General features: G+C 44.3%; 10 protein-coding genes and 1 tRNA gene. 8 read left to right on the top strand and 3 right to left on the bottom strand.

Annotated features, from left to right (window positions below; translation table 11 throughout):
- Window positions 1-9: 9 nt before the first annotated feature.
- Window positions 10-672, bottom strand: a complete 663-nt coding sequence (locus QXL29_01025) for a hypothetical protein (protein MEM2283174.1) — start codon at window positions 670-672, stop codon at window positions 10-12.
- A gap of 255 nt (window positions 673-927) precedes the next feature.
- Here QXL29_01025 and QXL29_01020 point away from each other — a divergent pair, with 255 nt between their 5' ends.
- Entirely contained in the window at window positions 928-2,346 is a 1,419-nt protein-coding gene (locus QXL29_01020) for an amino acid carrier protein (protein MEM2283173.1), read from the top strand.
- Between the two features lie 216 nt (window positions 2,347-2,562).
- Here the strand turns inward: QXL29_01020 and QXL29_01015 are convergent.
- Window positions 2,563-2,639: transfer RNA gene (locus QXL29_01015), tRNA-Lys, on the bottom strand.
- Window positions 2,640-2,757: 118 nt separating this feature from the next.
- Between QXL29_01015 and QXL29_01010 the strand changes: the two genes are divergently transcribed.
- The 7 genes from QXL29_01010 (at window position 2,758) to QXL29_00980 (ending at window position 11,792) form a co-directional block, all read left to right on the top strand.
- The gene (locus QXL29_01010) at window positions 2,758-3,006 is read left to right on the top strand and encodes a DNA-directed RNA polymerase subunit H (protein MEM2283172.1); all 249 of its coding nucleotides are present in this window, start codon (window positions 2,758-2,760) and stop codon (window positions 3,004-3,006) included.
- A gap of 6 nt (window positions 3,007-3,012) precedes the next feature.
- On the top strand, window positions 3,013-6,417 hold the full coding sequence (locus QXL29_01005; protein ID MEM2283171.1) for a DNA-directed RNA polymerase subunit B: 3,405 nt from the start codon (window positions 3,013-3,015) through the stop codon (window positions 6,415-6,417).
- Between the two features lies 1 nt (window position 6,418).
- A complete protein-coding gene (rpoA1, locus tag QXL29_01000; GenBank protein MEM2283170.1) occupies window positions 6,419-9,061 on the top strand; it encodes a DNA-directed RNA polymerase subunit A' in 2,643 nt (880 codons plus the stop codon).
- On the top strand, window positions 9,058-10,527 hold the full coding sequence (rpoA2, locus tag QXL29_00995; protein ID MEM2283169.1) for a DNA-directed RNA polymerase subunit A'': 1,470 nt from the start codon (window positions 9,058-9,060) through the stop codon (window positions 10,525-10,527). Before rpoA1 ends, rpoA2 begins: the two co-directional genes overlap by 4 nt.
- A gap of 5 nt (window positions 10,528-10,532) precedes the next feature.
- Complete coding sequence (locus tag QXL29_00990; GenBank protein MEM2283168.1) at window positions 10,533-10,844, top strand: 50S ribosomal protein L30e; 312 nt, start codon at window positions 10,533-10,535, stop codon at window positions 10,842-10,844.
- A gap of 7 nt (window positions 10,845-10,851) precedes the next feature.
- Window positions 10,852-11,277 carry a NusA-like transcription termination signal-binding factor gene (locus tag QXL29_00985; protein MEM2283167.1) on the top strand — a complete coding sequence of 142 codons (426 nt, stop codon included), beginning with the start codon at window positions 10,852-10,854 and terminating at the stop codon, window positions 11,275-11,277.
- A 71-nt stretch (window positions 11,278-11,348) separates the two neighbouring features.
- Complete coding sequence (locus QXL29_00980) at window positions 11,349-11,792, top strand: 30S ribosomal protein S12 (protein MEM2283166.1); 444 nt, start codon at window positions 11,349-11,351, stop codon at window positions 11,790-11,792.
- A 9-nt stretch (window positions 11,793-11,801) separates the two neighbouring features.
- Here the strand turns inward: QXL29_00980 and QXL29_00975 are convergent, their stop codons facing one another.
- Window positions 11,802-12,308, bottom strand: coding sequence for a DUF151 domain-containing protein (locus tag QXL29_00975; GenBank protein ID MEM2283165.1), 507 nt, complete (start codon window positions 12,306-12,308; stop codon window positions 11,802-11,804).
- Window positions 12,309-12,490 lie beyond the last annotated feature (182 nt).

The raw sequence follows: 12,490 nt of genomic DNA, 5'->3' as shown, positions 1-12,490 counted from the left end.
ATTAGTTGCTTAAGGTATTAAATTAAATATTGTGGTCTTAAGAATCTCTGATACTTTCTTTTCGTCCATTAAGACTATAGTTAGTGCCGCTACGTACTTCAGGTTGTGTAAGTCTGCTAGGTATCTGAAGTATTCTGCTATTTCCTTGTTGAGTATTGCATGTATTGAAATCACATAATCTCCCTTCTGCAGTAGTGCTGGCGGTCTACTTTTAGTTTCTAACCCTATTATCATGTCTTCCTCAGTAGACATTACTAGAGGGACTTCAAGAGAAGTTGAGAGGTGTGAGGCTATGCTTAGTGAGTAGTCAGGTAGTGTTATGAATTTGTCTACCAGAAAGCCAGGTAACTTGCTAAGTAGTCTATACTTAAAGTATGTAGTCACATAGTTGATGAAGTGCGGATCTACACAAGCTCTCCTTAAATCCCAGCCAACTTTATTCATGAACCTGCCCACACACTTCTTAGCAAACTCTTCGCTAAGAAAGCTCTTAAGTAGCTTCTCAGCCATGGGGTAGGCGGGGATAGTCATGCCATGATAGTATTTGCTCAGAGTTGCCTCACTAACGCCTAGGATGTGCGAGAGCTCTACATTCCTGTAGACTCTCCTAACAGATGATAAAACAGCTACAGAATCTACCCTAACAACCAACTCACGAACCTTCTTACTCACGTACCACTTCAATCCTAATCACTAGAAATACGTTACTTCACAGATTTTTATTTTCAAGAGTCCGAGCCCGCCTGGTGCAACCGTTTTGGGTTTTATAAAGGTTTATAATGGTTGATGTAGGTTATCTTATTGTGGGTAGGCTCAACCCACAATATCAAATCAACCCCTTACAAACCTTCACGAAGCTCGAGACAGCCTCACTAGGCTTTATAAGGCGTAGCGATATAATAATCTATGAATCCCACCGGGTGATGGATGCTGGATCTTAAGAGCGTACTCGAGTTTATAGCATATGGGGTTGTGTGGAATCCGCTGTTGCCGGTCATCTTCCTGCTAGCGGGACTTTACCTAACCGTTGGCATGCGGTTCTTCCAGTTCAGAAAATTTGGTACTATACTTAGAAACACGTTATGGAGTATAGCGGAAGCGCGTAGGGGAAAAGGATCCGGGATAGTGTCTCAGTTTGCTGCCTGGACTACGGCGACAGGAGCTACGATAGGAATGGGAAACATAGCCGGAGTCTCCAGCGCAGTAGCGTTAGGAGGCCCTGGTGCAGTATTCTGGATGTGGATAGCAGCGCTCTTCGGCATGGGCACAAAATTTGCTGAAGTAGTTCTCGGCGTTAAGTATAGAGAGGTTTTACCTGATAGGAGAGCGTATGGCGGTCCCCCATACTACATGGAGAAAGGACTGGGTAAGGAGATGCGGTTGCCTGGCTGGGTTTGGAAACCTCTCGCAACTTTATTCACTCTCACCTTCTGTTCGACTGCTGTAATATCAATGAGCAATTACACAATCATGGAGGGAGCGATGACGAGCTTCCAGCTATCTAGTGAGGCTTCAGTCATGGTGGGCCTGATCTACGCTTTATTAACTACTGCTATATGTGTAGGTTTCATACCCAGAGTTTCTAGAATGGCTGAGCTACTCATGCCGCTGATGGTCATGATGTACGTTGGCGGATGTCTGGGAATTCTAGTTAAATACATACACGATGTACCTAACGCATTCATTCAAATATTCACCTATGCATTTACGCCGGCGGCTACCATAGGGGGTTTCGCCGGAGCCGCTGTGACTAAGGCTATTCAAGTAGGTGTTGCCAGAAGTGTCTACAGTAATGAGGCTGGATGGGGAAGCGCTCCACATATCCATGCCGCCGCTAGGGTAGATCATCCTGTTAAGCAGGGTATGTGGGGGATTATGGAGGTCTTCCTTGACACGATAGTAGTGTGTTCGATGACAGCTCTTGTAGTCATTGCGACCGGAGTCTGGCAGGCAGGTGAAGGTGGTGTGGGAGCAGTGCTCCAGGCTTTTGAATTGGTCTATGGTCCAGTGGCGCCAGTAATACTATACTTGACGTTGTTCCTATTCGTTTTGTCAACAAGCACCGGCTGGTATACTTACTATGAGGTCGAGATGAGATACTGGCTCAGAAGCAGACCAAAACTCATGAACGCTATTATAAGATTCTTCCAGATCGGGTCTCCGTTCATCGTGTGGGGCGTAGGCGCTACAGCGCTACTCTACGGGACAGTGCCGGCAGTGTTCTGGATTCTGGGCGACATTACAGCAGGTCTTCCCGTATACGTAAACTTAGTAGCGTTACTGATACTGTCGCCCATCATATTTAAGGAGGTCAGGGATTTCGAGTCTAGATTCAGTATATCGTGATATAATTAGATTTCGATATTGAATTTTTATAAATAGCGTCACACGACCCATTTCGACTTCTTTAGCCCATTAAGAGTCTCTATCTTCTAGGAAATCATTACTAGTTAACGAAGTGTGTTAACTAGCGAGGAGGATCTAGAGATAATTCGAGTTAGTACAGATAAACTGCCTGTAGCTATTCTAGTGAGATGTGAGTTACTAGTAAGGATTGGTTTGTGGCGGGCCCGCCGGGATTTGAACCCGGGACCTACGGGTTAAAAGCCCGCCGCTCTACCTGGCTGAGCTACGGGCCCGACCCACACATTTATACTTATTAACTCCTTTAAAACTTTATTGATTTGGTCGAGGTTAAAAGCTTAAAATGTGTGTTCTGGTTTTCTTGTTTAGCAGGAATGATTGGTGGGGTATGGAATGAGTGAGAAGCCCAAATTTAAGATATTAGAACACGAGCTGGTTCCTAAGCACGAAGTTTTAAGTCCTGAAGAAGCTATTGAAGTTTTGAGGTCTCTTGGAGTGAGGCCCGAGCAACTACCATATATTAGAGCTTCAGACCCGGTCGCTAGAGCTATAGGCGCTAAACCAGGTGATATAGTTAGAATAACGCGAAAATCTCCTACAGCAGGCAAAATAATAGTTTACAGATTCGTTATAGCGGGGTGAGGAGACCTGGACGATCCTTTCAAGCTAGATAAGGAAGTTCGCTGGTTACTCATAGAGTCTTTTCTGAAGGAGAAAGGTCTCGTAAAACAGCATCTAGACTCATACAACACGTTCGTTACTTCAGGTATTAAAAAGATAGTTAAGGAGTTAGGCAGAATAGAAATAGCACACCAGAAAATATACTTAGAAGTCCTTGATGTTAAGATAGGCGAGCCCGAAATTAGAGAAATAGAGGGTGCAGTTATAAGAGGTTTAGAGAATCTTAACCCAACTATAGCCAGGATTCGCAACCTAACCTACAGCGCACCTATGTATCTGAAGATAGCTATACATGAAGACGGGTTTGAGTATGTTGAGGACAATGTTCCTTTAGGGTTCATGCCAGTAATGATTAGGTCTGTGTTAGACCCTACTAGTAAGCTCAGTAAAGAGGAGCTTATTAAGCATGAAGAAGATTGGAGAGACCCCGGCGGTTACTTCATAATAAACGGGTCTGAGAGAGTCATAGTCGGGCAAGAAGACCTAGCTCCTAATAAAGTTTTAGTTGATTATGGTAGGGAGGCTTCATCAATAACACACACAGCCAAGGTTATCTCAGCTTCTGCAGGGTATAGAGTTCCGATAATACTTGACCGCTTAAAAGACGGAACACTCACTATTAACTTCCCGTCAATACCTCAAAAAGTTCCTTTCGTCATCATGATGAGGGCGTTAGGATTAGAAACTGATATGGAGATAGCTTTAGCTGTCTCTCCTGACCCAGAAATACAGAAAGAGTTGATTCCGTCTCTCTACGCTGCTAGAGAGATCAAGACACAGATTGAGGCGTTAGACTACTTAGCCTCGAGAGTCACTATAGGTATTACAGACCCTGAGGCTAGACGCAGTAGAGTTCTCCAGATACTTGACATGTACTTCATGCCTCACTTAGGCAACACTCCTAACACCAGGATTCTTAAAGCCCTCTACTTGGGGCAGATGGCGTGTAAACTGATAGAGCTGGTGATAGGGAGGAGAAAACCTGATGATAAGGACCACTACGCTAACAGGAGATTGAGGCTAGCCGGCGACTTAATGGCTCAGCTCTTTAGAGTAGCTTTTAAAGCGTACATGAAGGACTTGAGGTATCAGATAGAGAGGTATAGGCTCACTAAAGGTAGAAAGCTTTCTCTGAAAGCTCTTGCAAGACCCGACATAGTTACAGAAAGACTTAATTACGCTCTAGCAACAGGCAACTGGGTAGGTAACAGAACTGGTGTTAGCCAAATACTTGACAGAACTAACTGGATCTCTATGTTGAGTCATTTGAGGAGGACCGTAGCCCCCCTGAGCAGGGGTCAGCCACACTTCGAGGCTAGAGACCTACACCCGACGCAGTGGGGCAGGATATGTCCTTTCGAGACTCCTGAAGGCCCCAACTGTGGCTTAGTTAAGAACTTAGCTCTCTCAGCTTACGTTACTGCCGGAATAGACGAGTCTTCTATTATACCTTACCTCCAAGAACTCGGTGTAGTGAGTCTACTCGAGGTTTATGAGAGGCTCAAGAAAGGTGATGAAGAGTTACTAGAGAAGGTCACTAGCTTCACTAAGGTCTTCTTAAACGGTACACTAATAGGGTATTACCCCAAGGAAGACGCGTCAGAGCTTGTGAGTAGTCTGAGAAAATTGAGGAGGTCTGGGAAGCTACATCACGAGGTTAATGTATCTTACATGAAGACAGAATACATTAATGAGGTACACATAAACTGTGATAGTGGTAGGGTTAGGAGGCCCTTACTCATAGTAGAGAAAGGAAAGATAAAGATAAGTAGTGATGTTGTGGAGAAGCTCAGATCTGGAGACATCACGTTCAGCGACTTAGTTAGTATGGGTATTGTAGAGTATCTGGATGCTGAGGAAGAAGATAATGCGTTGATAGCTTTAGAGCCTGAAGAGGTGACTCCAGAACATACGCACTTAGAACTCTACCCGCCGTCTATCTTAGGAGTAGCTGCTGTCTTGATTCCTTACGCCAACCACAACCAGTCACCTCGTAACGCGTATGAGGCGGCCATGGCTAAACAAGCAGTGGGCTTGAACGCCGCTAACTTCCACTTAAGATTTGATAGCAGAGCTCACTTCCTACACTACCCCCAGAAACCAGTCGTGCAGACTAGATTCCTAGACTTAATAGGGTTTAATTCTAGACCTGCAGGACAAAACTTCGTAGTAGCAGTGCTTTCGTTCACAGGCTATAATATGGAAGACGCCGTAATAATGAATAAGTCTTCAGTTGAGAGAGGTCTTGCTAGGTCAACATTCTTCAGAGACTATAGCACTGAAGAACTTAGATATCCTGGCGGTCAGAGAGACATAATAGGGATTCCTGACATTAAGGTGAAAGGCTATAGAGGTAAAGAGAATTACGAGTTCTTGGACGAGGACGGCATAGTGCCTCCCGAGGTTGACGTGGTCTCAGGTAAGGTCCTTATAGGCAAGACTTCACCCCCGAGATTCCTGGAAGAGTATAAGGAGTTTGGGTTAGTTGGCGAGACTAGAAGAGACTCCTCAGTTAGTTTAAGGCATGGTGATAAGGGAATAGTTGATACTGTGTTAATAACAGTTGATGGGGAGGGGAATAAATTCATAAGAGTTAAGGTTAGAGATCTGAGAATTCCGGAAATAGGCGATAAGTTCGCGTCTAGACACGGGCAGAAGGGTGTGATAGGTTTGTTGGTTCCTCAGTATGACATGCCTTACACGTTTGAAGGCATAACTCCAGACTTGATAATTAATCCACATGCGTTACCCTCTAGAATGACTGTGGGTCAGTTAATTGAGTCTATAGCTGGTAAGGTGGGTTCACTTAGGGGCAAGACAGTTGACGGCACCCCCTTCTTTGGGGAGAAGCCTGAAGACTTAAGGAAAGAACTCATGCTGTTTGGGTATCCTCATGACGGGACTGAACCCATGTATGACGGGAGGACAGGCGAGTTGATATCGACACCTGTATTCATAGGTGTCGTGTATTATCAGAGGCTACATCACATGGTGTCAGACAAGCTACACTCAAGATCTAGAGGTCCTGTGCAGTTGCTGACTAGACAGCCTACTGAGGGTAGAGCTAGGGAGGGGGGATTACGTTTTGGTGAGATGGAGAGAGACGCGATAATAGGTCATGGCGCTACTATATTGCTTAAAGAAAGGCTCTTAGACAGCTCAGACAAATACACGATATATGTGTGCGAGAAGTGTGGGTTGCTAGGATGGTTTGACAAAAATAAAGGCAAGTACGTGTGTCCAGTGCATGGAGAGGAAGGCAGCTTAGTCTCTGTTGAGGTTTCATACGCTTTCAAGCTCCTACTACAGGAGATGATGAGTATGCTCATATACCCCAAGATAGTACTTAAAGATAAGTTCTCGGGTGAGTAACATGGTCACAGAGAAGGAGATAAAGAGTATCAGGTTCGGCATATTGTCACCAGACTTAATAAGGAAGATGTCAGCGACTGCTATAGTGACCCCAGATGTTTATGACGAGAACGGCATGCCTGTTAAAGGAGGAGTCATGGATCCTAAGCTAGGCGTTATAGAGCCGGACCAAAGGTGTGAGACCTGCGGCAACAAACTTGCTCTCTGTCCAGGACACTTTGGCAGTCTAGAATTAGCTAGGCCAGTCATACACATAGGGTTTGTTAAGCACATACACGAGATACTCAGAGCTACATGCAGGAAGTGTGGGAAGCTTAAAATACCTGAGGATGAGATAGAGAGATATCTAGAACTGTTAAATAAGTTGAAAGATAGGTGGCCTCAGCTAGCTGAGTCACTTTCAGAGTATGTGAAGAGGAAGGCCATGAAGGTTTATGAGTGTCCTCACTGTGGTGAGAGGCAGTATAGAATACGTTATGAGAAGCCTACGACCTTCATCGAGGAAGGTCCTTTAGGGAAGCTTACGCCCACGTTCATTAGAGACTGGCTCAGCAGGGTTCCTGACAGACACTTAAGAGTTATGGGTTATGATCCTGAGATAGCTCACCCTGCGTGGGCAGTAATAACTGTCTTGCCTGTACCGCCTATAGCTGTCAGGCCTTCAATTCTTCTTGAGACTGGTATAAGAGCTGAAGACGACTTAACTCATAAGCTAGTTGACATAATAAGGACTAACGAGAGACTTAAAGAAGCTATAAATGTGGGCTCGCCTGAAATCATAATAGATGATTTGTGGGATTTACTTCAATATCACATAACGACGTACATTGATAATGAGGTCCCAGGAGTTCCACCGGCTAAGAGGAGGTCTGGCTCCCCATTAAGGACTCTAGCACAGAGACTTAAAGGGAAGGAAGGTCGTTTCAGGAATAACTTATCAGGTAAGCGCGTAGATTTCTCTGCTAGGACAGTGATATCTCCTGACCCCTACTTGAGTATCAACGAGGTCGGGGTTCCTGTGGAGGTAGCTATGAACTTGACCGTGCCTGTGAGGGTAACGTCGTGGAACATAGATGAGCTAAGGAGATACGTGCTTAACGGGCCGTTCAAGTATCCAGGAGCGAATTACATTATAGAACCTAACGGACGTAGGCTAGATCTCAGATATAATAAGGATTTAAAGGCTGTTGCGGAAGCTCTGAAGCCGGGCTTCATAGTTGAGCGACACTTAATAGACGGTGATATAGTTCTCTTTAATAGGCAGCCGTCTCTCCACAGGATGTCAATAATGGCTCACATTGTGAAGGTGCTTCCAGGCAGGACGTTCAGGCTTCACTTAGCTGTTTGCCCGCCCTACAACGCTGACTTCGACGGGGACGAAATGAATCTGCATGTTCCTCAGACTCCTGAAGCACAGGCTGAGGCTCGCATGTTGCTTTTAGTTCAAGACCACATTCTCTCACCAAGGTATGGAGGACCTATAATAGGAGGTATTCAAGACTACATAAGTGGAGGTTATCTGCTCTCATCTAAGGCTACTTACTTAACTAAAGATAGGGTTTCAGACTTGCTTGCTAGCATAAACTATGAGGGTGAGATACCTGAGCCAGCAATACTAGCCCCTAAGCAGGCTTGGCTCGGTAAGCAGATAATTAGCTTGCTTCTTCCCGAAGACTTTAACTTTGCTAAAGAAGCTAAGATCTCTAGTGGCGCGCTTAAATGTCGTGATGAAGAGTGTTTCTGGGATTCATACGTAGTAGTTAAGAAGGGTAAGTTCTTGATGGGCGTGATAGATAAGAACGCTATAGGTGCTCAACAGCCTGAATCTATGTTGCATTACATAATTATGGAGTATGGACCTAACTTCGGCAGGCAATTTATGGACAGGGCCTTCAAGCTCTTCTTAAGGTTTATTGAGATGAGAGGGTTTACAATGACTTTAGACGATATATCAATACCTAATCAGGCTTACGAAGAGATTAGAGAAGTTTATAAGCGGGCTTTAGAAGAAGTTAATAAAGCTATCAAGCTTTATGAGGAAGGGAAGCTAGAAGTAACTCCTGGCCGGACTCTTGAGGAGTCATTGGAGCTTAGGATACTTGAGATCCTCTCTAGAGCTAGAGACGATGCAGGCGAGATAGCTGTTAAGTATCTTGACCCATTCAATAACGTGTTCATCATGGCTAAGACTGGCGCTAGAGGTAGTGCCCTGAATATAACTCAGATGGCCGCCATGTTAGGGCAGCAGTCAGTGAGAGGTGAGAGAATACATAGAGGCTACACGCTCAGGACGTTGCCTTTCTTTAGGCGTGGCGATATAGGGCCTGAAGCGAGAGGGTTTGTCGTAAACTCGTTTGTTAAGGGACTCACACCGACGGAGATGTTCTTCCACGCAGCTGGTGGTAGAGAGGGACTAGTAGATACTGCTGTCAGAACGTCGCAGAGTGGTTATATGCAGCGCAGACTCATAAACTCATTACTAGACGTAATTGTTGAATATGACGGGACTGTCAGAACAGCGTATGGTGACTTAATACAGTTCAGGTACGGTGAGGACGGAGTTGATCCTAAGAACACTTCCTTCGGTAAGGCAGTCAATATTGATAGGATAGTTAAGAAACACGTGGGGTGGAGGATAGGATGAAGAAGTCTAAACAGAAGAGGGCGTCACGTAAGAAGCCAAAAGTTAAGCCTGCAGTAACTAAAGCAGAGGAGATCTTAGAGAAAGTTACTGAGCCTTATCGCGTCGTAAGTGAGTTAATGAGTAGAGTTGAGGTAGTGCCGGAACTAGCTGATGAGATACGGAAGAATCTCCTAAACCTGTATGTTATTCAGGGCGTAACTCAAGAGGAAGTTCTTCTTAAGGAGCTAACTAAGTATAGTGAGGCAGCTCTTAAAATCAGGGAGTTCTTAGAACCCATTAAAGACTATGTCCCTGAAGCTATCTATAATGAGATGATGTTGACTCTCTTCAGATACTATACTAAGCACGAGTTAAGTGATTACGAGCTAGCTACCATAGTAGATGACTGTGTTAGGACATACCTGTACTCGTTAGTTGACCCTGGAGAGCCGGTAGGTACTGTGACGGCGCAGTCTATAGGTGAGCCAGGCACTCAGATGACTTTAAGAACTTTTCACTTTGCGGGTGTCAGAGAGCTGAACGTCACGCTAGGGTTGCCGAGACTCATTGAGTTAGTAGACGCTAAGAGAGTTCCTGAGACCCCAATAATGGAGATACACCTCAGTGAAGAATACAAGTATGATGAGGCTAAGGCTAGAGAGGTAGCTAGGAGGATAGAGTTGACTACCCTAGAAACTATAACTAGGTCAGCAGATATAGACCTTTCTGAGATGAGGCTCTTTATAGAGCTAGACCCTGAGATGGTATACGATAAGGGAGTTACGCCAGATGAGGTAGCTAAGGTCTTGTCTAAGGGCAAGTTACTTGCCGGTAAAGTCCGTATTTCTGAGGAGAACCCGTACTTGATTATTGTTGAGATTCCTAAGAGTTATAGTGACATAATTAAAGCTCAGAAGTTTAGAGACAGGTTATTAAAGCTTAAGATTAAGGGTGTGAAGGATATCAAGAAAGTGATACTTCAGAAGAGGAAAGACCAGGATACTGGGAAAGAATATTATGTCCTCATAACTTCTGGTTCTAATTTAGAAGCTGTGCTGAGGATTGACGGTATCGACCCAAGGAAAGTGAGGACCAACAGCATTCACGAGATAGAAGACGTTTTAGGTATTGAGGCTGCTAGAGAAGCTCTTATAAGAGAAATCAAGAACACGTTAAATGAGCAAGGCCTAGACGTTGACTTAAGACACGTTATGCTGGTAGCTGACATGATGACGAGGTCAGGTACTGTGAGGCCTATAGGCAGGCATGGAGTCGTTGGAGAGAAGCCCAGCATCTTAGCTAGAGCGGCTTTCGAAGTCACCGTGAAGAACTTGTTTGACGCGAGTATTAGGGGCGAGACAGATCAGATAGTTGGGGTCACGGAGAACGTTATTATAGGGCAGCTAGCCCCTATCGGGACTGCCTTAGTAGAGCTTAAAATGAATCCCACAAAAATTAAAACATTGGTGAAAGAAGGAGAGAGGTGATACGGATGTCTCAAGAAGCGTCTTTAGAAAACCCTATAAAGTTACTTTACAAAACTGGGAAAGTTGTTTTAGGTTCTAGGAGGGCAGTTAAGTTAGTTAAGTCTGGTAAAGCAGTAGGTATAGTCTTAGCTAGTAATATTCCTAAACACGTAGTTGAAGACTTCACGTACTATGCTAGGTTGGGTAACGTTAAAATAATTCGTTATCCTGGCAGTAGTTACGAGCTCGGGGCCCTGCTAGGCAAGCCCTTCCCAGTCTCGGTGATAGCTATTATAGACCCTGGTGAATCAAATATTTTAGAGGTGGGTGAACAGTAGGTTGCCCGTGAAGTTAACAGGTGATGAATTAAAGTATATAGCTCTTTTAGGGGACATTACGGGAGTTACGGCTAAGGATTGCATAGTTGATGAGGAGACTAACACTATAATATTCATAGTGCCTCCAGGAACTGCAGGTGTGGTAGTCGGGTTTAAAGGGAGAAACGTAAAACAATTAGCTAAGATACTTGGGAGGCGTGTAGAGATCGTAGAGTGGGCTGAAACTCTTGAAGACTTCGTCAAGAATTTGTTCCTGCCTGCTAGAGTGGTAGGAGTTAGACTCAATAAACTCAAAGACGGTAAGAAAGTGTTGTTAATTAGGGTTTCGCCCGAGGATAAAGGCATAGCTATTGGGAAGAACGGCAAGAACGTCAATAAAGCAAAAAAGATTCTCAAGCGGTACTACGATATCGACTCAATCACAGTATCTTAAAACAAGGACTTAATACTTCGTTGAATGCTTATAAGTATTCTCTAGTATTATCTAAATCAGGTGGTATGTGAGTGCCGGGCAGTAAAGCACCAAAAGGTCTTTACTCTGCTAGGAAGTTACGATTAAAGAGACTTAAGTTTCGCTGGAGTCAGAGAGAGTTTAGGATACGTATGCTCGAGTTAAAGAAGAAACACGACCCTCTAGAAGGAGCTCCTATGGCTAGGGGAATAGTTTTAGAGAAGGTTGGTATAGAGTCTCGTCAGCCTAACTCGGCTCTGAGGAAGTGTGTTAGGGTCCAGCTAGTTAAGAATGGTAAAGTAGTTACGGCATTCGTGCCTCAAGACGGTGGAATCACTTTTATTGATGAGCATGACGAGGTAATAATTGCAGGTATAGGCGGTACTCTAGGTAGGTCTATGGGTGACTTGCCAGGAGTTAGGTATAAGGTAGTAATGGTTAATGGAGTCTCGTTAGACGCGCTACTTAAGGGGAAGAAACAGAAGCCTCTCAGATAAGAAATTTCTTTACTCCTCTTCACGAAAGTCTTCATCGCTTAACGGGCTTAGCATCTTAGATATTTCTAGTACTTCTCTAGTAACGTAAATAGGTTTATTGAATAGTAGAGAAATGAATATCGCGTGACTCGGTATCATTCTCTTCCTTAATGAGATGCCATTTATTTTTATGTGGATTGACGCGTTATAGACTCCTCTTCGAGCGTCGTACGAGTCTATGACTACCCTCTTAATAGAGTTCTTCAACTCCCTCAACTTAGGAGCTAATAATAGTAGGACGTCATACACAGACTCCCTATCATCATTTAGCGGACTTAGCGACCCCTCATCTACCGGATTATTTAACTTTTCTATAGCTTTAGCTATCTCGAGAGGCACGTTGTAGAGTGTGAATATCTCGTCGTTTTCTAAGTAGCAGTGTAGGGCGGCTATCTCGATAAATTCTTCTACGTCGCTCATTAGCACAGACTCTACCCCCACAATTCTCAGCAGCTCGCTCTCATTATCTTCTGTCACTACATTCACCTACTATCCACTATATGCTTGGAACACTGTGTGCTCCGAGCTCTCTTGTTACTAGAGATTATAAACTTTAGTTTCAATTTCGTTCAAGGACCTGCTCACAAAATTTGACGTTCTTGCTGTGTTAGTGTGTAGCGCAGGTTCTGCTACCGCTTCTTATATTGAGGTTTTTGTTT

This window comes from Zestosphaera sp., assembly GCA_038843015.1.
In the GTDB taxonomy this organism is placed as follows: domain Archaea; phylum Thermoproteota; class Thermoprotei_A; order Sulfolobales; family NBVN01; genus Zestomicrobium.
This window is presented reverse-complemented; position numbering and strand designations above follow the sequence as displayed.

Bases quoted from the DNA above. Each gene is read 5' to 3' on its own strand.
- QXL29_01020 (MEM2283173.1), top strand. From the start codon at position 928: ATGCTGGATCTTAAGAGCGTACTCGAGTTTATAGCATATGGGGTTGTG.
- QXL29_01010 (MEM2283172.1), top strand. From the start codon at position 2,758: ATGAGTGAGAAGCCCAAATTTAAGATATTAGAACACGAGCTGGTTCCT.
- rpoA1 (MEM2283170.1), top strand. From the start codon at position 6,419: ATGGTCACAGAGAAGGAGATAAAGAGTATCAGGTTCGGCATATTGTCA.
- rpoA2 (MEM2283169.1), top strand. From the start codon at position 9,058: ATGAAGAAGTCTAAACAGAAGAGGGCGTCACGTAAGAAGCCAAAAGTT.
- QXL29_00990 (MEM2283168.1), top strand. From the start codon at position 10,533: ATGTCTCAAGAAGCGTCTTTAGAAAACCCTATAAAGTTACTTTACAAA.